The organism is Azospirillum endophyticum, from assembly GCF_016595245.1.
Taxonomy (GTDB): Bacteria; Pseudomonadota; Alphaproteobacteria; order Azospirillales; family Azospirillaceae; genus Azospirillum; species Azospirillum endophyticum.
Genome location: NZ_JAENHM010000018.1, coordinates 41,482 through 61,471 on the forward strand (window position 1 = coordinate 41,482; position 19,990 = coordinate 61,471).

Annotated in this window: 20 protein-coding genes; 4 read left to right on the forward strand and 16 right to left on the reverse strand. The window is 66.8% G+C overall.

Annotated elements, in window-relative coordinates:
* Nucleotides 1–63: 63 nt before the first annotated feature.
* Together JHL17_RS05110 and JHL17_RS05115 are read right to left on the reverse strand one after the other, a co-directional pair.
* Entirely contained in the window at nucleotides 64–507 is a 444-nt protein-coding gene (locus JHL17_RS05110; protein WP_200190976.1) for a dihydroneopterin aldolase, read from the reverse strand.
* A 43-nt stretch (nucleotides 508–550) separates the two neighbouring features.
* Nucleotides 551–1,081 carry a DUF3280 domain-containing protein gene (locus JHL17_RS05115; RefSeq protein ID WP_200190977.1) on the reverse strand — a complete coding sequence of 177 codons (531 nt, stop codon included), beginning with the start codon at nucleotides 1,079–1,081 and terminating at the stop codon, nucleotides 551–553.
* Here JHL17_RS05115 and JHL17_RS05120 point away from each other — a divergent pair.
* Nucleotides 1,073–1,810, forward strand: coding sequence for a hypothetical protein (locus JHL17_RS05120; protein WP_247893321.1), 738 nt, complete (start codon nucleotides 1,073–1,075; stop codon nucleotides 1,808–1,810). The genes JHL17_RS05115 and JHL17_RS05120 overlap by 9 nt on opposite strands.
* Nucleotides 1,811–1,819: 9 nt before the next feature.
* Here the strand turns inward: JHL17_RS05120 and JHL17_RS05125 are convergent, their stop codons facing one another.
* The 5 genes from JHL17_RS05125 to JHL17_RS05145 form a co-directional block, all read right to left on the reverse strand.
* Nucleotides 1,820–3,127 carry a quinoprotein dehydrogenase-associated putative ABC transporter substrate-binding protein gene (locus JHL17_RS05125; RefSeq protein ID WP_345773753.1) on the reverse strand — a complete coding sequence of 436 codons (1,308 nt, stop codon included), beginning with the start codon at nucleotides 3,125–3,127 and terminating at the stop codon, nucleotides 1,820–1,822.
* Nucleotides 3,128–3,173: 46 nt separating this feature from the next.
* Nucleotides 3,174–3,755: a c-type cytochrome gene (locus JHL17_RS05130; protein ID WP_247893322.1), complete on the reverse strand. Its 582-nt coding sequence runs from the start codon at nucleotides 3,753–3,755 to the stop codon at nucleotides 3,174–3,176.
* Between the two features lie 96 nt (nucleotides 3,756–3,851).
* Entirely contained in the window at nucleotides 3,852–5,690 is a 1,839-nt protein-coding gene (locus JHL17_RS05135; RefSeq protein WP_247893323.1) for a methanol/ethanol family PQQ-dependent dehydrogenase, read from the reverse strand.
* A 410-nt stretch (nucleotides 5,691–6,100) separates the two neighbouring features.
* Nucleotides 6,101–6,916 carry an ABC transporter permease gene (locus JHL17_RS05140; RefSeq protein WP_200190979.1) on the reverse strand — a complete coding sequence of 272 codons (816 nt, stop codon included), beginning with the start codon at nucleotides 6,914–6,916 and terminating at the stop codon, nucleotides 6,101–6,103.
* Complete coding sequence (locus JHL17_RS05145; RefSeq protein ID WP_200190980.1) at nucleotides 6,913–7,716, reverse strand: ABC transporter ATP-binding protein; 804 nt, start codon at nucleotides 7,714–7,716, stop codon at nucleotides 6,913–6,915. The genes JHL17_RS05140 and JHL17_RS05145 overlap by 4 nt, the downstream gene beginning before the upstream one ends.
* A gap of 161 nt (nucleotides 7,717–7,877) precedes the next feature.
* On the opposite strand from JHL17_RS05145, the gene JHL17_RS05150 reads away from it, so the two are divergent.
* The 3 genes from JHL17_RS05150 to JHL17_RS05160 are packed head-to-tail and all read left to right on the forward strand — an operon-like array spanning nucleotide 7,878 to nucleotide 10,740.
* Nucleotides 7,878–9,002, forward strand: coding sequence for an ATP-grasp domain-containing protein (locus JHL17_RS05150; protein WP_247893324.1), 1,125 nt, complete (start codon nucleotides 7,878–7,880; stop codon nucleotides 9,000–9,002).
* Nucleotides 8,999–9,907, forward strand: coding sequence for a RimK family alpha-L-glutamate ligase (locus JHL17_RS05155; protein ID WP_200190982.1), 909 nt, complete (start codon nucleotides 8,999–9,001; stop codon nucleotides 9,905–9,907). The genes JHL17_RS05150 and JHL17_RS05155 overlap by 4 nt, the downstream gene beginning before the upstream one ends.
* Nucleotides 9,904–10,740, forward strand: a complete 837-nt coding sequence (locus tag JHL17_RS05160) for a RibD family protein (protein ID WP_200190983.1) — start codon at nucleotides 9,904–9,906, stop codon at nucleotides 10,738–10,740. Before JHL17_RS05155 ends, JHL17_RS05160 begins: the two co-directional genes overlap by 4 nt.
* A gap of 51 nt (nucleotides 10,741–10,791) precedes the next feature.
* Here the strand turns inward: JHL17_RS05160 and pqqA are convergent, their stop codons facing one another.
* The 9 genes from pqqA to JHL17_RS05205 all read right to left on the reverse strand — a co-directional run bounded on the left by pqqA (nucleotide 10,792) and on the right by JHL17_RS05205 (nucleotide 19,776).
* Nucleotides 10,792–10,872: a pyrroloquinoline quinone precursor peptide PqqA gene (pqqA, locus tag JHL17_RS37955; protein ID WP_085083035.1), complete on the reverse strand. Its 81-nt coding sequence runs from the start codon at nucleotides 10,870–10,872 to the stop codon at nucleotides 10,792–10,794.
* Nucleotides 10,873–11,532: 660 nt separating this feature from the next.
* Complete coding sequence (gene fae / locus JHL17_RS05170) at nucleotides 11,533–12,015, reverse strand: formaldehyde-activating enzyme (protein WP_345773754.1); 483 nt, start codon at nucleotides 12,013–12,015, stop codon at nucleotides 11,533–11,535.
* A 358-nt stretch (nucleotides 12,016–12,373) separates the two neighbouring features.
* Nucleotides 12,374–12,760, reverse strand: a complete 387-nt coding sequence (locus JHL17_RS05175; RefSeq protein WP_200190984.1) for a hypothetical protein — start codon at nucleotides 12,758–12,760, stop codon at nucleotides 12,374–12,376.
* A 150-nt stretch (nucleotides 12,761–12,910) separates the two neighbouring features.
* Nucleotides 12,911–13,885: a PQQ-dependent catabolism-associated beta-propeller protein gene (locus tag JHL17_RS05180; RefSeq protein WP_200190985.1), complete on the reverse strand. Its 975-nt coding sequence runs from the start codon at nucleotides 13,883–13,885 to the stop codon at nucleotides 12,911–12,913.
* A gap of 13 nt (nucleotides 13,886–13,898) precedes the next feature.
* Nucleotides 13,899–15,098, reverse strand: a complete 1,200-nt coding sequence (locus JHL17_RS05185) for an ABC transporter substrate-binding protein (RefSeq protein WP_247893325.1) — start codon at nucleotides 15,096–15,098, stop codon at nucleotides 13,899–13,901.
* 49 nt (nucleotides 15,099–15,147) lie between these two features.
* The gene (locus JHL17_RS05190; protein ID WP_200190986.1) at nucleotides 15,148–15,903 is read right to left on the reverse strand and encodes a formylmethanofuran dehydrogenase subunit C; all 756 of its coding nucleotides are present in this window, start codon (nucleotides 15,901–15,903) and stop codon (nucleotides 15,148–15,150) included.
* Entirely contained in the window at nucleotides 15,900–16,811 is a 912-nt protein-coding gene (gene fhcD / locus JHL17_RS05195) for a formylmethanofuran--tetrahydromethanopterin N-formyltransferase (RefSeq protein WP_200190987.1), read from the reverse strand. The genes JHL17_RS05190 and fhcD overlap by 4 nt, the downstream gene beginning before the upstream one ends.
* Nucleotides 16,811–18,478 carry a formylmethanofuran dehydrogenase subunit A gene (locus JHL17_RS05200; RefSeq protein WP_200190988.1) on the reverse strand — a complete coding sequence of 556 codons (1,668 nt, stop codon included), beginning with the start codon at nucleotides 18,476–18,478 and terminating at the stop codon, nucleotides 16,811–16,813. Before JHL17_RS05200 ends, fhcD begins: the two co-directional genes overlap by 1 nt.
* Nucleotides 18,472–19,776, reverse strand: a complete 1,305-nt coding sequence (locus tag JHL17_RS05205; RefSeq protein WP_200190989.1) for a molybdopterin-binding domain-containing protein — start codon at nucleotides 19,774–19,776, stop codon at nucleotides 18,472–18,474. Before JHL17_RS05205 ends, JHL17_RS05200 begins: the two co-directional genes overlap by 7 nt.
* Nucleotides 19,777–19,990: the final 214 nt, after the last annotated feature.

Here is a 19,990-nt window from a genome sequence, read left to right on the forward strand (position 1 = left end):
CGTCCGGAACGATGGAATTGCGCCGCGACGTCTCGGCTGCCGGTTCGGCGACCAAGCTCCCCGTCATCGCGGCTGGTCCCGCGCGCCGGTCAGCACCACGCCGACGCCGGCCGCCTGGGGAAGGATCTCCAGCTTCTCCACCTGTACCCGGGCGAAGACCGCCTGCGGCGGCGACAGGCACAGCGCCAGCAGCTTTTCCGCCAGCACCTCCAGAAGCTGGATGTGGGGACTTCGGCTGAACGCCTCGACACCCTGGATCAGGTATTCGTAGGAGACGACCGCATCAAGATCGTCGACGAAGGGACGGTTGGGCACTTCGACGGTGACGGTCAGGCTGACGCGCACGCGCTGGGTGCCGGTCTTTTCATGGTCCCAGACGCCGATGCGGAAATCGCCGACATAGTCGCGCAGCACCAGATCGTAACGCCGCGTCACGGCGGCCGTGCGCGGCGGTGGCCGCAGGACGTTCATGATGCTGCTGTAGCCGCTCTGGGATTCGTCCGGCATTTCTCGGTTCTCCCCGCCGCCCGATCCGGCGGCATATGGCCACTCATCGTTTGGCCGGAGCATGGTCCGCCAGCCGATGCTCGACCAGCCAGCCGACACCGCGCGACCAGGCGGTTTCATTGTCGCCGCGGATGTCGCCCCGCGCCATCGTCACCGTCTGGCCGGTGGCGACATCCTCGACGACGACGCCGATCCACAGGATCAGGCTGCTGACCTTGCGGACGATGCCGAAGACGACCAGATCGGCGCCGGCCGCACGCGCGATGTCTCGTTCGCAGCCGTCGCAAGACCTGATTTCCGTCCCCGGCGGCACCAGCCGGGCCATGGTGGCCCCGTCGACGACGTCGTAACCCTTGGCATTCAATCCATCACGGAGCTCCCCGCTGACGCGTTTCAACCACTCCGCATGGTTCGCCGAAGGAGCCTCGCCGCTGCTGTCCTCCAGTTCAAGATCCAGCACCAATGTCCGCGCCGATGCGGGTGCCGCCGCAAAAGCCACCGCAAACGCCGCCGTCAGGCCCAATGCGGCTATGGCGATGATAGCGGCTCCGGCTCTCCTCCCCACATGATCCATCGGGCTTCTCCTTTTGCGCACCGGTTCCGATTGCGCCGGATCGTTGGTGGCGCCATCATTCATGCCATGCAACGAATTTCCTTCGTCCCGGGGACCGCCTTCGCCGCGCTTCTGGCAACGACCATGATCGTCGGGGCGCCTGCTGCCGCCGGCGCGCAGGATCCGAAGAATCCCGATTGGCCCTGCCCGCAAATCCTGGTTCCGGCTTTGTCGCCGGCCTCCGTCTGGGACGGTCCGCCGATCGACGGACTGGGAGATGCGTGGCAGCGTGATGCGGTGGTCGCCACCCTGGTGCGGCGCGCGGCCGACGACAACGTCGACCCCGCCACCCTGGAACCGGAGGCCGAAGCGCTGGCTGGCCCGATCAAGCAAGGCGGGAAACCAGAAGAGAAACAGGAAGCGGAGCGAGAGCGGGACCGCAAGTTGGTCCTGGTTTTCGCCGGAACCTTCCAGACGTTGGACCGCCAGCGCACCGCGGCCATCGCCTCGATCGAGCGCTATGCCCAGCACCAGCGGGCTCTGCGCGAACGCATCGCCGCAGCTTTGCGCGATCTCGACGCCGCAGCGGGCGATGCATCCCGTACGCAGGAGATCAAGGACGCCATCGCCTGGAACCGCCGCATCCTCGACGACCGTCGGCGCGCGCAGGGCGCGGTGTGCGAGCAGCCGGCCCGGATCGAGCAGCGGCTCGGCCAGATCGCCCGGATGCTGTCGGCGCTTCTGTCCTGAGTCGGTCACTCAGTTCGCCATTTTGGGTTCGGGCCGGGTTCCGGAACCGGGTTCCGGCTCGACCGTGGCGAGATCATGGCCCGCGGCCTTCCAGCCGTCGGTGCCGGCCGGATACCACTTGACCGCCTGATAGCCCAAGGCAATCGCGCGCTTGGCGGCATTCCAGCTCATCCAGCAATCCGGCTGGCAGAACACCACCAACGGGCGCTTGCGGTCGCCTGCGGTCAGCGCCTCGAGGCTGGTGCGGAAATAGGCCTCCTGTTCCACCGACGGCGCGCCGTATCCGACATTCGGCAGCCAATGCGCGCCGGGAAGGCTGTGATGCGGCGGCGGCACCCAGCGGCTGTCCGGCGTCAGCCCTTCCGGCTTCGGAGGGCTCGGCAGGACGTCGATCAGGATGGCGCCGGCCTTCGCCAGCCGTTCGACCTCCGCCGGGCCGACCGTTTCGGCGCCACGGAGGGCGGGCGGGGTCGGAGCCCGGTAGTCGGCCATGCGATAGCCGTCAGGTTCGGCCACCTCCGCCCGGATGGTCCCGTCGGCATTGGCGAGCGGGACATGGTATTCGGCCAGGATGCGGTCGATGTCGCCCTGGCGGCGGACGATGAAGTCGTTCAGCCAGTGCCGCCAGTCCGGCTCGTCCGGGCGGATGCCCATCGAGATCATGTATTGGAAGGGCGATGCCCCCGGCTCGTCCATCAGCGGCACGACCACCATCGGCACCTGTTGCCGGGTGGCGAAATAGCCGGCGATGGGACCCCAGAGGATGGCGGCATCGGTGCGCGCCGCCGCGACGTCCTGCAGCGCCTGTTCGGCGGGGTGATGGGCGCGCGTGTCGGTGTCGAGCTGGTAGGGCTCCAGGTTGGTCAGCCCGTGGCGCAGCATCACGGCGGATGGCGGGGTGCGGGCGACGACGCCGATGCGTGCGCCCTGCAGCGACGGGTCGGCCAGCGTCTTCGCCGTGATCCCGGAATCCTTGCGGTAGACCAGTGCGTAGGTGGAGCGGTAATAGGGGTTGGTGTTTTGCATCAGCTCTTCGCCGACCGCGGTTCCCATCACCAGGTCGCATTGGCGGGTGCGCAGCGTGTTGCGGACGAAGCCGATGGTCTGCGGCCACCACGTGAAGGCCAGCGGCACCTTCAGATCATCGGCGATCAACTGGGCGATCCGGTTCTCGAATCCTTCCCTGCGGTCGTTGGAGAAGGGAAGCAGGTTGGCATCGGCACAGACACGCAGCACCTCGGTAGGAATGCCTTCCGCCTGCGCCGCTCGGGCGGATCGTCCGACAGGCATGGCCGCCACGCAGAGCGCGACGGCCACGAAAACGGCATGCCTCGGGGAGGGGAGCCGGCGGTTCATCGCGGCCTCACGACGGCGACTTGAACCGCTCGGGTCGGCCGCGGCCGATCTTGTCGTCGGAACGGGCCTTGAGGTAGCGGTAGATGTCGGCGAGGTTCAGCATCACGTTCGGATCGGAACCGAAGTTCGGCATCACCTTGTCGCCGGTGGAGCCCATGTTCTTGCGGCCGTTGGTCACCACGTCGGTGAATTGCCAATAGTCCATCCGCTTGAGCGAATCGGCCAGCGCCGGTGCGAAGGACGAACCGAGCCCGTCCGGCCCGTGACAGACATGGCAGGACGAAGCATAGCGCCGATAGCCGTTGTAGGTCCCCTGGTCCACCTTGCCGTCGCGGACCGCGTAGAGCGGCACGCCCTGGTCATCGGTCAATTCTTCCGGTTCGGCGACCTTCGCTTCCTGTGCCTTGCTGCCGCTCTGCGAGGGCTGAGCCGCCTCGTTCGCCGTCGCGGGCTTCGCCGCGGCTTGGTTTTCCGATGTCTGGCCTTGCGCCGGTTTTTGTGCGGCATCCTGCTGGCCGAACGCCGTACCGAGGGTCACGGTTGCGGTGAACCCGGCGGCGACGCACAGCCCGATCAGGTATTTGGGCATCTCGCTCTGTCTCCCCACTGCCTTCATGCATAGGCGCCATCAGCTTGGATGAGGGCGGGCACCGGTTCCCGGGAGGAGCCGGTGCCCGCTCTTGCGTCATTGGTTGTCCGGCAGGGCGAAGACGGTCAAAGTGCCGCCCAGCTGGGTGTATTCCCCCAGCGCCTTGTGCGCGCCGACCGCGCCTAACCCTTCCTGCTCGCCGGTCAGACCGGCGGCCAGCCCGATTCCGGCCCAGCCGCCGACGCCCGACAGCACCGCGATGTACTGCTTGCCCTTGTGCATGTAGGTGTTGACGTTGCCGATGATGCCGGACGAGGTCTTGAAGTTGTAGAGATCCTTGCCGTCCTTCAGGTCGAACGCCTTCAGATAGCCTTCAAGCGTCCCGTAGAAGCCGATGCCGCCCTTGGTCGACAAGGCACCGCTCCACACCGCGAAACGTTCGGGCTTCGACCAGACGATCTTGCCGGCGGCCGGATCCCAGGCGATGAAGTTGCCCATGCCGCCATGCGAGTCCGGGGCCGGATACATGCTCAGCGTCGCGCCGACATAGGGCTGGCCGGCCGAATACTCCACCTTGAACGGCTCGTAATCCATGCAGATGTGGTTGGTCGGCACATAGAGCAGGCCGCTTTCCGGCGAGTAGGAGGCCGGCTGCTGGTCCTTGGACCCCAGTGCCGCCGGGCAGACGCCGGTGGTGTTGTGATCCTCGCCCTGGGCGAAGGTGCTGTATTTATCGTTCACCTTCGGCCGGCCGGTCTTCATGTCGATCTCGCTCGCCCAGTTGACGGACGGATCGTATTTCTGCGCGACCAGCAATTCGCCATTGGTGCGGTCGATGGTATAGGCGAAACCGTTGCGGTCGAAGTTGATCAGGGCCTTGCGCTTCGATCCGCCGATGGTGACGTCGGCCAGGATATTCTCGTTGACGCCGTCATAATCCCATTCGTCGAAGGGTGTCTTCTGGAACACCCATTTCGCCTGTCCGGTGTCGGCATCCCGGGCGAAGATGGTCATCGACCATTTGTTGTCGCTCTTGGCCCGGTCCTTGTCGACGGCGCGTTGCGCCGGGTTCCAGGTGCCGGGATTGCCGGTGCCGTAATAGATCAGGTTCAGTTCGGGATCATAGGTGTACCAGCCCCAGGTGGTGCCGCCGCCGATCTTCCATTGGTCCGCCGGCCAGGTCTTGATGCCCAGATCCGGTTCGCCGATCGGCTTGCCGAGCATCATCGTCTTTTGCGGGTCGATCATCACGTCCTTGTCGGGACCGGTCGAATAGGCCCGCCACGCCATCTTGCCGGTGTTGATGTCGTAGGCCGTCAGGTGGCCGCGCACGCCGAACTCGCCGCCGCTGATGCCGACATAGACCTTGTCCTTCACCACGAGCGGGGCGGCGGTCAGCGTCTCGCCCTTGCTGGCGTCGCCATTCTTGGCCGACCACACCACCTTGCCGGTTTCCGTGTCCAACGCCACCAGCGTGTTGTCGGCCTGACCCAGGAACAGCTTGTTGCCGGCGACCGCGACACCACGGGTGACGGTGTCGCAGCACATCACCGGGATGACGGACGAGTCCTGCTTGGGCTCATACTTCCACTTGATGCGGCCGTTGTCGTTCAGGTCGAGCGCGTAGACGATGTTGGGAAAGGGGGTCGATATGTACATCGTATCGCCGACCACGATGGGGCCGCCTTCGTGCCCCCGCAGCACGCCGGTGGAGAACTGCCACACCGGCCGCAGGTTCTTCACGTTGTCGCGGGTGATCTGGTCGAGCGTGCTGTAACGCTGTCCGGCATAATTGCCGAGTTGCAGCGCCCAATTCGCCGAATCCTTCTGGTTCTTGAGGATGTCGTCGTTGGCAGAGGCGGCGGTGATGCCGATGGTGGCGGCGGCCGCCTGGATCGCGGCGGTGACGAGCAGACAGCGCACAAAGGGGCTCATATGTTTCCTCCCGTTTTTTAGCGATGGTCCGTGGTCCCAGGGACTGTGCGGCGACAGGCGGCGGCTTCGGCAAAGGCGGTCTTCGTGAGGGCGGTGTCCCTCGACGGTTGATGCGTGGCGTCGACCAGTAAGGCGTCGGGCAAAAGGGTCCCCGGCGCTCCAGAATCCAAGCTGCTGTTGCATCGCCGGCGTGCGGGCCCTAAGTGCCCATGCACGTCCGTTGGCGGGGTTCTAAACTGCCCCGCACTATGTTGGCGATGCTGACATTCAGTGTGATCAAATAAAGATAGGCTGTGAAGATTATTTTCCGCTACCGTGCGAAAGTTTTTGGAAGAAGCGAAATTTCGGAGAGGTCAGGTCGATATGGGTAATCAATACGGATAGGCGCGGCGAAGCTGCCGCTTCGGATGTTATGCCTGTTCCGCCGGTCCACCCCTCCGTGCCCAGAATCCGCGCCCGGGGTCGTAGGCCAGAACCGCGGCACCGAGAAACAGCGCAAGGCAGCCGGCCACCCACAGCAGTGCCGGCACGTCGACTCGGAGATACAGGCTGAAGCGGATCAGTTCCACGGCTTGGGTGAAGGGATTCCAGGCGGCGATCTGGTACAGCGTCGGGCTCCCCTCCCTGATCCGCCAGAGCGGGTAGAGGGCGGAGGAGGCGAAGAACATCGGGAAGATCACGAAGTTCATCACCCCGGCGAAATTCTCCAACTGCTTGACGAAGGACGACAGCAGCAGGCCGAGCGCTCCCAGCATGAGCCCGCTGAGCAGCAAGGCCGGCAGTGCGGCAAGGTAACCCAGCGGCGGCGGCTCCACCCCCCACAGCCATGCGATGCCGAGGAACACATAGACCTGCGCGATCGACACCGCGACGCCGGCCAGCAGCTTGGCGACCAGCAGGTACCAGCGCGGCAGCGGGCTGACCAGCAGCGTCCGCATGCTGCCCATCTCGCGGTCATAGACCATCGACAGGGAGTTCTGCATGCCGTTGAACAGTTGGATCATCGCGACCAAGCCGGGCACGACATACTCGTCGTAGAGGATGTAGGTCTCGTAGGGCGGGATGATGGACACGCCCAGGACGGCACGGAAGCCGACGGCGAAGATGGCCAGCCAGACCAGCGGCCGGACCAGCGCCGCGAAGAAGCGTTCACGCTGGTGCAGGAACCGCAGCCCCTCGCGCACGATGATGCTGCGCAGGCAGTACCAGTAGGTGGCGGCGTTCATGGCCGGCGCTCCCCTGTCGTCAAGGCGGCGAAGGCGGCTGGAAGGGTGGCGGCGCCTGCTTCGGCGCGGACCGCACGCACGGTGCCGGAGGCCCGCAGCCGGCCCTGGTGGAGCACGACGACGGAATCCTCGTCCGTCGCCTCGTCCATCAGGTGGGTGGCCCACAGGACCGCCAAATCCTGACCGCGGCAGAGCGCGCGGACATGGTCGAGGATGTGGCGGCGCGACTCGGTGTCGAGGCCGACGGTCGGTTCGTCGAGCAGCAGCAGCTTCGGACGGTGCAGCAGGGCGCGGGCGATCTCCACCCGACGGCGCTGGCCGCCGGACAGGGCACGGACCCTGTCGTCAGCGCGGTCGGCAAGGCCGATGCGCTCCAATTCCTCCCGCGCGCGGGCCTCGCAGTCGGAGGGCGCCATGCCGTGCAGGCCGCCATGATAGCGCAGGTTCTGCCGCACGGTGAGGTCGAGATCGAGCGTCGGCTGCTGGAACACCACGCCGATCCGCTCAAGCGCGCGGGTCGGCTGACGGCGCAGGTCGAAACCGAAGATGCGGATGGCGCCGCTCCGATTGGAATAGAGCCGGGTGATCAGCGAAAACAGCGTGGTCTTTCCGGCTCCGTTCAAGCCGAGCAGCATGGTGAAGCCGGCCGGCGGCACAGCGAAGGACACATGGTCCAGCGCCATGCGCTTGCCGAAACTGTGGCTCAGCTCCTCCACCGCGAGGGCAGGCACGGCCTGGGCCGGCGGGCCATGGATCGCGGGAATCGACGGAGGATCCGCAGGGATCGCGGCTTCGTACATCCAATCTTCCCCCCAGGCGGCACCGCACCTGCGTCAGATCGGCGGCGTCGGTTCGGCGGCCCTCGCCCTTGTTCGGAAGGGTCATTGCAAAGACGGCGCCTGCGCATGATTGTTGGGATTGCGGACGAATGTTCAAGAAGTTTTCGCGAGGAGAGCGGAGCTTGACCCCGAAGACGGTCCCGGAAATGGTGGTGGTGGCGCTGTCGGCGCGGGCGCTCGCGGCCAGCGCATGCCGTGGCGGGCGGCGCGTCGTCGCCTTCGACCTGTTCGCCGACGCCGATACGGCGGCCATGGCCCACAGCTGCCTTGCTCTGCCGTCGCCGCGCTTGAGCATTCCCGGTGCGGCTTTGCGGCGGGCGCTGGCCGTGCCGGAGCTTCATCGGCTGCCGTTGGTCTACGGCGCCGGTTTTGAGGATCATCCCGACCTTCTCGCGGCGCTGGCCCTTGACCGGCCGGTGATCGGCAATGGTGCCGAGACGGTGAAGCGCTTGAAGACTCCCATGGTTTTCGCGGCTCTCCTCGCCCGCCTCGGCATCCCGCATCCGGAGATCGCCGCATCGCCACCGGCCGACCCCGGAGGCTGGCTGATCAAGCGCGCCGGCGCCAGCGGCGGTGCCCACATCCGGCCGGCCGCCTCGCGACTGCCGGCCGGCCATTATGCCCAGCGCCGCATGGCCGGGCGACCGGTGTCCCTGCTGTTCCTGGCCGATGGCCGCCGCGCGATGCCGGTGGGCTTCAGCCGGCAATGGGTGGCGCCGGCAGCCGGCCAGCCCTACCGCTACGGTGGTGCGGTCGGTCCGCTGCCGCCATCGTTGTGCGGGGCGACCGGCGCTGCAATGATCGTCGCGGCGTCTCGGATCACCGCCGCAGTGGGGCTCGTCGGGCTCAACAGCGCCGATTTCCTGGCCGGACCGGCCGGCTGGTGCCTTCTGGAGATCAACCCGCGGCCGGGGGCGACGCTCGACCTGTTCGATCGTCCGCCGATGCCCAGCCTGCTGGACCTGCATCTGGCCGCCTGCGCCGGGGAGTTGGCTGCCGAACTGCCGCCGCTTGCGGGGTGCCGTGCCGCAATGGTCGTCTACGCGTCCGCGCCGGTCCCGCTGCCGGATCGCCTGCGCTGGCCGGACTGGACCGCCGACCGTCCACGGACGCCGGCACTCATTCCGGCAGGCGCCCCGCTCTGTACCGTGATTGCCGATGGCCCTGATATGCTGGAGGCCCGGCGGCTCGCCGGCCGGCGCGCGCGCGGCCTGTGCCTGCGTCTTGCCCTGGCGGAGGCCGCATGAGCGGCGCGGTCGCCCTGTTCACCGACGGGCTCGACTGGCATGCGGCGCGGCTGGAGCGGGCGATCACGCGCCGGGGAGTCGAATGCCGCCGCGTCCCGCTGAATGCCTGCGGTTTCGCCGTCGGACGAACGGAGACGGGGCTTCTGCTTCCGGGTTTCGGCGACACTCTGCCGTCAGGAGCCTTCGTGCGGGTGGTCGGGCAGGGCAGTTTCGAACAGGTGACGCTGCGGCTGGGGGTGCTCCATGCGCTGGATCGCCTGGGGGTGCCCGTCTACAACACCGCCCGCGCCATCGAACGCTGCGTGGACAAGAGCACCACCAGCTTCCTGCTGGCCCATGCCGGCCTGCCGACGCCGCCGTCGATAGCCGTCCAGTCCGCCGAGATGGCCCGCGCTGCGGTCGAGGCGGTGCCGGACAGCGTGCTGAAGCCGTTGTTCGGCGCCCAAGGCCGCGGGCTGCGTCGTCTGTCGCGGCCGGACGAGGTACCGGAGCCCGACGCCGTCGCCGGCGTCTATTACCTGCAACCCTTCGTGCCGCCACTCCGAAAAGGCGAATGGCGCGATTGCCGTGTCTTCGTCGTGGGGGGCATCGCGGTGGCGGCGATGATCCGCCACGGCCGCGGCTGGATCACGAATGTCCATCAGGGAGCCAGCTGCGAGGCCCTCGGGCCGGACGGCATCGTCGCCGATCTGGCGGTCCGCGCCGCAGCCGCGGTCGGAGCCGATTATGCCGGTGTCGACCTGATCGCCGATCCGGACGGCGGGGATCGCTGGCTGGTTCTGGAAGTCAATTCGATGCCGGCATGGCAGGGATTGCAGTCCGTCAGCAAAATCGACATCGCCGCCGTGCTGGCCATCGATTTCATCCGCCGGGTTGAGGGTGGCGCGGCAGGAGGGACGCAATGAGCGCATGCATGCTCCGGCTCTTTCCAGGTGCACCGGAAGAGGTCGCGCTTCCCGGCGCCTATCTCGCCCACCGTCTGCATGAGCGGGGACGTGTAGACGCTCCCTTCGTCTATGCCAGCTTCGTCAACAGTCTGGACGGGCGCATCGCCTTGCGCGATCCCGCCACGGGAGAGAGCCGGCTGCCGGGCGGACTGGTCAGCGGCAATGACTTCCGGCTGTTCCTCGAACTCCAGGCGCAGGCGGATTGTCTGATCACTCATGGCGGCTATCTGCGGGATCTCTCCGCCGGCCGGCTGGACGACGTGCTGCAAGTCGGCATGCAGGAGTCTGCGCGGGAGCTTGCGCAGTGGCGGGTGGACAACGGCCTGCCACCCCAGCCGGCCATTGTCATCGCCAGCGCCAGCCTGGACTTCCCGATGCCGGACTCGCCGGCTCGTCACGGCCAGCGTGTGCTCATCGCCACCGGTGCTAGCGCGCCGGCCGACCGGATCGCGCGTTGGCGCGCCGCCGGATACGAGGTGCTGATTGCGGGGTCCGGGGCGTCGGTGGAAGGTGGCCCGCTGGTCCTGGAATTGGGGAGCCGGGGGCTGCGGAGCCTCTATCTGCTGACGGGGCCGCGGATGCTCGACACCATGCTGCGGGACGGCAGGCTCTCACGGCTTTATCTCACCACCGCGCATCGTCTGCTTGGAGGGGAGAGTTTTCACAGTATGCTGTCCGGCCCGGAACTGGGTGATGCTGGCCGGCTGCGGCTCTGCACGCTGCATTATGATGTCAGCGCGCCGGACGGTACCGGGCAGTTCTTCGCCCATTTCGAGCCGCGGCCGGCCTGAGTGGAAGACGTGGAAAGTGGAAGGACGTTTGAGGGAAGGATCGCCTGCCGGTTACAAGCCGGCGCAGGCGTAGGCGTTGATCTCGGTGCCGACCGAAATCTCGACAATGGTCGGCTTGCGCCAAGTCTTCATGTCCGCTTCCTCCGCTGGGATGGGCGATCAGGCAGGATTGCCGGGGAGCCCATTAGGAAATTGTACCCGTGGCACGGCAAGGCGGCCATAACCCGAACGGATAGCAAAGTGAGAATTATGGCTAGTTCTTTGTGCGATGCAGAAAGGGAGATCCATGAGGGATTTTCTTAGAACTGGAATAAATTAACGCAATAGCTCATGATTCAGTGTGTTGTTAAATAATTCTATCAATTTCCTAAAAATCGGAAAACTTGATGTGGAAGATTTGAAAGGCGGTTCGCGGTGCGGTGCAGACCGAAGAAACGCTTGGTCAACGGAAGGTATTTCGTCCTTTTCCGTCGAACGGCAGGATGCGTCATGAGTGCCCGGCACTGGTCCCCCGCCTCTGCGATCACTGGAGTGGGACCAGCCGGCTTGACCGTTCGAACACGCCATTGCTTTCCGGGTTGATCGGCCACACCACGTCGACGGTATCGGTGAGGTGTGACCGAAGGAGACAGGGCTCCTCCGGTCCCTGTGGGACTGACCACCATTTCGTATCTGCCATTCCGCAGGTCGGGTTGTCTGCGGCCCGCGGCTTGCGGTATCGGGAGGCTTCCCGGGCGCAGCACTGCTGCCACCCCGGAGGCCCCCCATCCGATAACACGTCTTCGGCCTTGGTCAGGCGGCGAAGGGATGCTTGGCCGAATCCTTCTGATTCAGCAGATCCTTGAGGGCCGGATAGCCGGACACCGCGCGTTCGATGGCTTCCTTGGTGGCGCGGTAATTGTAATCCTGGATCTTGGCGTTGTCCTTGGCCTCCCAATGGATGAAGACCCCGACACAGATGAAGATGTTGTCGATCTCATCCTGTGGGATGGTGCCCGCGGCGACGCAATCGGCGACCGCCTTGGCGACGCCATGCTGGGCCGGGCCGAACATCTGCACCGCCTGTTCCGCGCCCTTGATCGTCACCTTGTTGAACAGGATGGTCGAGGGCTTGCATTGCAGGTTGGGGGCGATGACCGCCAGAAGGCTGGTGAAGCCGTCCTTGTTGTTGGTCAGCGCATTGCAGAAGGCGGTCTCCGCAGCACTGCCGCGGGGGCCCATGATCAGGTCGATGTGGGCAACCTCGTTGCCGTCACCGACCAGAGATTCGCCCACCAGTACACGATTGATTTTCGGGGAAGACCCCTGCCACATGCCCATCGCCGCTTTCTCCCATGCATTTTGAAATCATTGGAGGACCGCCGCAGGTCATGCGGGCACGCCGGTTGCGCCGATCCAGCATGACTGATTGCTGGATACCTGCGGGCACGGCGTCGGTCACGGGCGGCATTATGGCATCTTGTTTGTTTTGCCAACAAACTCTCAAAAGGGGTCGGGAGTAACTTGAAATCGCAACCGCCGCCGTTCCGCCGATCTTATCCGCACCGGGAGGGCACGGCCTTTCGGGCAGAGCTACCCCATCTTCGGGAGGGCGGCGGCCGCGATTCCTTCAGGAAACCGCGGCCGGTCCCGGTTATTGGTTACCCTGCTGCTTGCCGTTCGACTGGCCCGAGCCGCCCTGGGTGACCGGAGAACCGCCGATCACGCCCTGCCTTTCCTGCTGCAGGGAGCCGCCCGGCAACTGTCCGGTCGGTGCATTGGTACCGTCGGTGGAAGCGCCGGAGCTGCCCTGGGGGACCGGTGCGCCGCCGATCGCGCCCTGGCGCTTGCCGGGCAGGGAGTCTGGCGGCAGTTGTCCGCTGGTCCCGGCCGGGGCGTTCTGGGTGGTGGTGCCAGTGGAGTTGCCAGTGGAGTTTCCGGTCGAGTTGTTGGTGGATTGCGCTGAAGCCGGCAGCGCGGCAATCGCGAAGCCGGCAGCCAGTGCAAGGCCTGTCAGGGAAATGGTTTTGAAGGGTTTCATCGCGAGTCTCCGGGGATGGACAATCCTGGCGAGGCGGTCAAGGACCCTTCGATCCTGCCGCGCGCCGCGTCGGGCCATCGTCGACGGATTCGCCGACGCACCCGGCCTTCCCCATCAACCGGGCGATCCGGTTACGGGTTCCGCGTCGGCTTACGGTTTGACGACGATGCCCCAGGGGGCCCCGCCGACCGGGATGCTCTTGATCACCTTGTTGCGCTCCAGGTCGATCACCGACAGGTCGTTGCTGATGCCGTTGGTGGTGTAGAGCCGTTTCTCGTCGGGCGAAAAGGCGAGGTTCCAGACACGCTGGCCAACCAGGAAATACCGCTTCACCTCGAAGCTGTCGGTGTCGACCTCGGCGATCCGGTTCGCCGGACCCAGCGCCACGAAGGCGCGCTTGCCGTCGCGTGTCATCTGGATGCCCACGGCCTGGATGGCCTCGCGTCGGACACCGGTGACCTCGAAGCGGATCTTCTTGATCACCTTGTGCGCCGCCGCGTCGATCACGCTGACCGTCCCGCCGATCTCGCTCGATACCCAGACCTGCTTGCCGTCGTCGGTGAAACGGGCGACGCGTGGGCGGCTGTCCACCAGCACGTTGCCGACGACGGTATGTTTCTCCGTGTCGATGAAATGCGCCATGTTGGTGGTTTCGGAAGTGTTGACCAGGATCCTGCCGTCGGGGCTGATGCCCATGCCTTCCGGTTCGACGCCGACCTGGATGTTGCCGATGGCTTTCCGTTCGGCGACGTCGATGACCGTCACCATGTTGTCGTTCTCGTTGGCGACATAGAGTTTCTTCCCGTCCGGCGACAGCACGAACAGCTCCGGGTCGGGACCGGAGGGCAGCGTGTGGACGATCTTGCCGCTGGCGATGTCCAACACGTCGATACGGTTGTCGTCGCCGACGCAGACATAGAGCTGCGTGCCGTCGGCGCTCAGCGTGATGCCGCGCGGCCGGCGGCCGACCTTGATCTTGTTCTTGATCTGAAGGCTGTCGCCGTCGACCACGGCGATCTGATTGTCCTTCTCGTTGGATACGAAGATGGTTTCTGCGAATGCGGGCTCGGCGATGAGGACCGGGCCGGCGAGAAGCAGCAGGGAGCAGGAGAGTAGAAATCGCATGGTGTGGTCCGCCCTATCGGTTGAGACGGCATTTGCTTTCCGGCGCATCGTCGCCGAGCGTGTCGAGAGGCGTTACGGGGTGGAGAAAACCCTCCTGCGGCGATACGGAGACCAGCATCCTTGGTCCGGCGATCAGGATGGGCTGGCGCATCTGCCCGTCCCAGGCCCTGAAGGACAGCGCCTCGCCCTTGAAACCGGCGAGTTCGAAATCGGGGCTGTGCAGATAGGCGGACAGGTCGTCGAAACCGGCGGCGTTGGTGCGGGCCGCTGCCTCGCCGATGCTGCGCACGGCCAGCCAAGCGGCATAGTCGCGCGGCGTCATCCAGCGGCCGGCCAGTTTTTCGAAACGGCTTTGCAGCTGGGTGCCGCCCCACTGCTCGTTCACCCGCGACCAAGCGGTGGCGGTCAGACCCTGGGTGCCGGCGACCGGACGGGGATACCAGGTGCGTCCGTCGAGATAATCGCCGAAATCGCCCGCTTCGTCGGCGACGACCAGCACGTCGTAGTCGGCCCCCTGGGTGGCGAGCGGGATGTCGGATTGGATGGTGGTGACGCCGGTGTCGGTGCGCCGGTTCCCCGTATCGAAGGTCCAGGATTTCTCATCGACGATCCGGCCGCCGAAGCGCTTGGCGGCGCGGCGGACGGCTTCCGCATACAGCGCATCGCCGGGATCGCGCCCGCTCAGCAGGCTCCACCGCGTCCACTTCTTCCAGGCGAGATATTGTGCCAGCGCGTCGGCCAGCATGCGCCGGCTGGGGGCGGTGTGCAGGATGTTGGTCCGGCACCGTTCGTTGCGCAACGTGTCGTCGGTGGCGCGCGCGTTGAACAGCAGCATGGATTTGGCTTCGGGCAGACCGGCGGCGGCAAGGAGCGCGTCGGCCGGCAGATCGGCGACGACGAACCTCACCCCCTCGTCGGCCAGCGCCTTCACCCCGGTGGCGATGTCGCCGTCCTGCGGCAGGGTCTGCTCCACCAGCCGGTAGCTCTGCTTCAGGAACGCGCCGGTCATGTTGTTGTCCGCCAGCGCGAGCCGGGCGCCCTGAAGCCCCTCGTCCGTCGCGACCGGCTCCAGGAAGCTCAGCGGCGTGCGCGGATCCTCCTGGCGCGCGAGATAGCCGATCAGGATCACCGTTGCACCGGCCTCCTGAGCGCTCTTTCCTTGGCTCTGGGCCATCGCCGGTGGCACAAGGGCGAGGAACGCGACGATCGGCAAGGCCGCAGCGTCGAAACGGTGCAGCCGTGCCGATAAGTCGGTTCGTCGTTCAGGCCATCGCCAAAATCTCACCATGCCCTCCTTCAGCAACATCGCCGATGAACCGATGAGCGCGGGTGGTGCCCGCACGCTCGACCCAGCTCCCGGTTCCCTGCAGCGCGCGCCGCAGCAGATGCAGGAACAGCCAGTCGCGCGTGCCGCCGTCGGCGAAGTTGTCCGGGGCCGTATCCTGCGGCCGGCCCAGCAGCAGCGTGCCGCGCCGCATGCCGAAGCCGGGATGCGGGCCGCAGCCTCGGCCGGCGGCCAGCGTGCCGGCGACCATGAAGCCGGCGGCGAAGGCGCCAACCGCACCGTCGACGACGATGATGCCGCGCCTCATCCGTTCCGCCACGCGGTCTCCGGCGGAGCCGCCGACGCTGATCAGCCCGCCGCGCATTCCCAGCGGCAGGCCGGGCAGGGCTCCGCCGAGCGCCTCGCCGGCATCGCCCTCGATGCGCAGCTGGCCGCCACCCATTCCGGCGCCGGCGTGGCCGCCGACATCGCCGTCGACCAAAATGCGCCCGGACGTCATGCCGGCACCGACCCGCTGCAGGACGGCACCGATCGGCCGGATCAGCAGGCCTTCGGCCGCATCGCCCGCCGACAGGTCGAACATGTCACCCACGGTCGACTGGCCGCCACCGCAAGGCAGCGGCAACCCGGCGACAGTCTCCACCGTCCGTCCGGCCAGCCGTTCGGGCAGGATGGCGGACATGTCCACCATCGTCCCGGCCTTGCCGCGGAAGGTCAGGGTCATGCCGCTCATGCCATCACCTCGCGGAGGTGGAAATGGTGCGGCCCGAGCTTGCCTCCGTAATTCCCGGCGGTGATCGCCAGCACGCCCGCCGCCGTCCCGCCGGCCGTGGCGGCGGCGATGCCGGCCCGCATGCCGGTGCGGATCGCCGCCTCGTCGGTGCCGTCCAGCACCAATTCCAGCACCGCCTCGACATCCGGTGTCAGCAGCGTTTCCGGTTCGACCGCCCGCAAGGTCGGGCAGAATCGCGTGTTGGTGGAGGCGATCAGCGCCTTGTATTTCGAGCCGACCTTGGAGCCCGACCGCACCACACCACCGGGGAATGGAAGGATGATCCCAGGCAGCGGCCGGATCGCCGCGACCGCCGCCTCCGCCGCGGCGAGGCACAGGCGGTGGCTGGCCGCCAGGATCAGGAAATTGCCGCCGCCGATCCCCTTGGCCACGGCGACGCTGTCCTCGCAGACGAACTCGCCATCCATCACCGGCAGGCGCCAGAAGCGGCGGTCACCGAACTTCTTGGAGATCTGGTGACCGTCGGCGAAATAGCGCAGGCCACCGCCGAGCGGAATGCGCTTGGTCCCTTCCAAAAGCCCGGCGTAGCAGGCCGACCCCGGCGAGGTCATGATGCATTGCCCGACCCGGTTGACCACGAGCTTGGCGAGATCGCCGGTGGACATGCCGAAGATCATCACCGCGGCGCCCGGCCGGCTGTCCGGCGTCTCCTCCGCCGTCAGCAGGCGCTCCACCGCCGCCTCGCAGCCGCAACCGATGACCGAGGTGGCGAAGCCGGTCAGGCTGGATGTTGCCGCATCCACCCAGGCCGGCGTATCGGCGGTGATGACCAGCCGCGTGTAGGTCATCGGAAACGCCTCGGCGAAGGTATCCTCGATGCGCACGCCGTTGATCCGCATCTCCGTCATCACGGCACCTCCCGCCGTCGGCAGGGATGGAGCTGCGGACCGGCCCCATGTCGGATCTCCGCGTCGCCTATCCGGAAATGCTTGATCGGCAGGCCGATGCGCTCGTCGAAGTGGCGGGCGATGCGGCGCTCGATCAGGTCGTCGAAGCCGGGACGGATGACATGGGTGCAGCCTGTGGCCATCGCCACCAGGGTGCCGTCCCGCACCACCAGCCGGCCGCTCTTGAAGACCAGATCGGGCCGTTCGAACATGGCGCGGCGGTCAGGCAGATCGCTGTAGACGGTGACGTCGGCCGAGGCGCCCGGCGCCAGGTGACCGCGATCGGAAAGTCCCAGGATGCGGGCGGGCGCCGCGCGGGTCATGATGGCGATCTCGGCCAGGGTATATTCGCGGGTGATCGAGCCCAGCGTGGTGTGGGCCGGCGCGTCGGGATGGATCTCCGCCAGCTTCGCCAGCCGGTAATCGCGATCCATCAGCAGCCGGATCAGCTCCGGATAGAAGGTGAAGGGCGCGCCGTTGGGGTGGTCGGTGGTCAGGAACACCCGCCAGGGATCGTCGAGCAGGAGGAACAGCTCCAGCCCGATCGCCCATTGCAGCGCATTGACATAGGAGCTGTCGCGATACCGGAAGGGCACTACGCCGCACCCCGCATCGCATTCGATGTCCATCGCCAGCCATTTGCGCGGATGGGCGAGCGGCGCGGTATGGCGTTGCGCCATGGTGTCGGCCGATGCGGTCACCGTCTGTCCGAACATCACCTGTCCGATGTCCACCGACAGGGACGGCGTCCGGTTCACCGCTTCCGCCAGCGCTGCGGCACCGGAAGAGAATTTGCGGTCGCCCGCCGTATCGTAGCTGTGGAACTGGATATGTGTCATGTGCATGGGCAGGCCCGACGCCGCCTGGATGGTGTCGAGCGTCGTCGCGATGTTGCCGGGAACCCCCAGGTTGCAGCCATGGACATGCAGCGGGTGGGGCAACCCCAACTCGTAAACCGCCCGGGCCAGCACCGTCAGGACGCTGCGCGGCGTGACCCCATAGTACGGACCGACCTCGTCCAGGTCGAGCTTGCGGGCATTGAACTTGAAGGCGTTGATCCCGCCGGGATTGACCACCTTGACGGCAAGGCTCTGCGTCGCCGTCAGCATCCAGGCGACATAGTCGTTGACCGCAGCCTGCCCGGCGTTGGTGGCGATCAGGTCCAGCAGGAAATCGTCGTTTCCCAGAACCAGATAGCCGCCGGTGTCGATATAGGGGATGTCGCTCATCTCCAGATGCGCGTGCCGGGCGTTGGACCCCAGCATCGCCGGCTCGAAGGCGGCGGTGAATCCCATTTCGATGTAGCGGGCGCCGGTGGTGTGGGTGGAAGGGGTGGCGATGCCGCTGCCTCCCCCGCAGCCGCAGGGGCTGCCGGCGAAGCGATGCCGGTCATGCTCCTCCCCCATCAGCAGGCGGGCGAGGTTGACCTTGCCGCCGGCGATGTGGCTGTGGATGTCGATGGCTCCGGCCATCACCACCTTGCCGGTCACGTCATGCACCGCGTCGGGCGTCGCCCCCGGCCCGGGATCGCCGACGATGCGGCCGTCCCGCAGCCAGAGGTCGGCGACCTCGCCATGCCGGCCGTTGGCCGGGTCGAACAGCCGGCCGCCGGCAAGCTTCGTCAGCATCCGGCAGCCTCCCCGCCAACAGTATTGCCGACAGCGGTTCCGTCCAGCGCCGCCCCGTCCAGCGCCGCCCCGTCCAGCGCCGCCAGGATCCGGCCGATCACGGTGGCGACGCTGGACAGGCCCCTGTCGATCAAGGCACCCGCATGCAGCGCGACCACGCTGTCGGCACGGAACACGTCGCCGGCATGGTCGATGCCCGGCGTCCCGACCGGAATGAACAGCGCCGGCTCCGGCGTCACCGCCAATTCCGGCGGTGCCAGCATGATGACGGCGCCGCCCGTGTCGAACAAAGGTATCTCCGGGCGGAAAGCGGAAATCCACAGGGTCACGTCCGCATCCCGGAGGCGTTGCCGCCAATCGAACCGCTCGGGGTCGTGCAGCGGCACGCCGGCGTCGAAGCCGGTGCGCAGCGGAAAGCCGGTGCGCCAAGCGCAGGCCTGATTGGCACCGATCAGGTTGTCCGCTCCGGACAGCGGCAGGCCGGCGCAGCGGGTGGTGCCGTCCACGCTGCGGATCAGCCGGACCAGCCCCTCGACGATCAGGTCCGGCTGCGGCGTGTCGAACAGCCCCGCGGCCCAAATCACCACGGCATAGCGGGCGGCACGCAGCCGAACCGCAAGCTCCATCATCGGGTCGCCGTCCATTGCCCGGCCGGCCAGCGCCGCCCGCAGCCTGCCCACCAGCGCCACCAGATCCGCCGCACCGCCATCCAAGCCGTTCACCTCGATCCGGCCGGCAAGACACTGCAGGGTCTCCGGCAGCGGTTCGCCGCCCAGGAAGACGACGCTTCGGGCTCCGTCGGCAACGAAGGCCGGTTCCGGGAGCACCCAGCGTTCCCACAGGCGCGGAAAGGCGGCAGCCGGGTCCGGTCCGACGACGAGGACGAGGTCGCAGCGGTTGCGCAGTTCGGCCAGCGTGGTGGCCGACCAGCCGAAGCGGCGCAGGACCGCCAGATTGCGGAACAGCGCCTCGGACCGCTCATGGTCCACCGTCGCCCCGATGCGTTCGCCCAGGGTCAGGGCGGCGAGCACGCCGTCCACATCGGCAGCCAGCCCGGCGATCGACGGCGCACGGCCGGCTCTCAGCAGCCGGGCTGCCTCGGTGATGGCGTCGTCCATGGCGACGGCGGCACCGGCCATGCGGGCGTTCGTCGACACGGCCGTGGACCGGCGGAACAGCCGGTCGGCCTGCGGACAGCCGCTGGGCCGCGGAGCGATGCCGGAGTCGTCCTGGTCGATTCCGACGTCGCCGCAGCCCAGGCCGCAGAACGGACAGAGAGTATCGGGGTGGAAGGTCATGGCCCCCCAACGCGGCTGATTGAAACGATTACCGGAGCAGGAAGTCAGATCGATGGATCCGAAATGGACGGTCGTCTTCGCGGCAATCCCTCCGGGCATCCATTTCCGAATGGAATGTCGGATGCTTGGGAACGGCCGGCTCCCGACAGGTGGAGCAATCGGTTCATGCCGGTTTCCTCCCTCGATCGCCGCACCCCGTTTGGGTTACCGCGCG

What these genes read in the sequence shown, in the direction of transcription:
- JHL17_RS05175 (WP_200190984.1), bottom strand. Translation starts at nt 12,760, where the DNA reads ATGAAACCCTTCAAAACCATTTCCCTGACAGGCCTTGCACTGGCTGCC.
- JHL17_RS05140 (WP_200190979.1), bottom strand. Translation starts at nt 6,916, where the DNA reads ATGAACGCCGCCACCTACTGGTACTGCCTGCGCAGCATCATCGTGCGC.
- JHL17_RS05190 (WP_200190986.1), bottom strand. Translation starts at nt 15,903, where the DNA reads ATGAGCGGCATGACCCTGACCTTCCGCGGCAAGGCCGGGACGATGGTG.
- JHL17_RS05180 (WP_200190985.1), bottom strand. Translation starts at nt 13,885, where the DNA reads ATGCGATTTCTACTCTCCTGCTCCCTGCTGCTTCTCGCCGGCCCGGTC.
- JHL17_RS05200 (WP_200190988.1), bottom strand. Translation starts at nt 18,478, where the DNA reads ATGCTGACGAAGCTTGCCGGCGGCCGGCTGTTCGACCCGGCCAACGGC.
- JHL17_RS05145 (WP_200190980.1), bottom strand. Translation starts at nt 7,716, where the DNA reads ATGTACGAAGCCGCGATCCCTGCGGATCCTCCGTCGATTCCCGCGATC.
- JHL17_RS05155 (WP_200190982.1), top strand. Translation starts at nt 8,999, where the DNA reads ATGAGCGGCGCGGTCGCCCTGTTCACCGACGGGCTCGACTGGCATGCG.
- JHL17_RS05110 (WP_200190976.1), bottom strand. Translation starts at nt 507, where the DNA reads ATGCCGGACGAATCCCAGAGCGGCTACAGCAGCATCATGAACGTCCTG.
- JHL17_RS05135 (WP_247893323.1), bottom strand. Translation starts at nt 5,690, where the DNA reads ATGAGCCCCTTTGTGCGCTGTCTGCTCGTCACCGCCGCGATCCAGGCG.
- pqqA (WP_085083035.1), bottom strand. Translation starts at nt 10,872, where the DNA reads ATGAAGACTTGGCGCAAGCCGACCATTGTCGAGATTTCGGTCGGCACC.
- JHL17_RS05160 (WP_200190983.1), top strand. Translation starts at nt 9,904, where the DNA reads ATGAGCGCATGCATGCTCCGGCTCTTTCCAGGTGCACCGGAAGAGGTC.
- JHL17_RS05120 (WP_247893321.1), top strand. Translation starts at nt 1,073, where the DNA reads ATGATCCATCGGGCTTCTCCTTTTGCGCACCGGTTCCGATTGCGCCGG.
- JHL17_RS05115 (WP_200190977.1), bottom strand. Translation starts at nt 1,081, where the DNA reads ATGGATCATGTGGGGAGGAGAGCCGGAGCCGCTATCATCGCCATAGCC.
- fhcD (WP_200190987.1), bottom strand. Translation starts at nt 16,811, where the DNA reads ATGACGGAGATGCGGATCAACGGCGTGCGCATCGAGGATACCTTCGCC.
- JHL17_RS05205 (WP_200190989.1), bottom strand. Translation starts at nt 19,776, where the DNA reads ATGACCTTCCACCCCGATACTCTCTGTCCGTTCTGCGGCCTGGGCTGC.
- JHL17_RS05130 (WP_247893322.1), bottom strand. Translation starts at nt 3,755, where the DNA reads ATGCCCAAATACCTGATCGGGCTGTGCGTCGCCGCCGGGTTCACCGCA.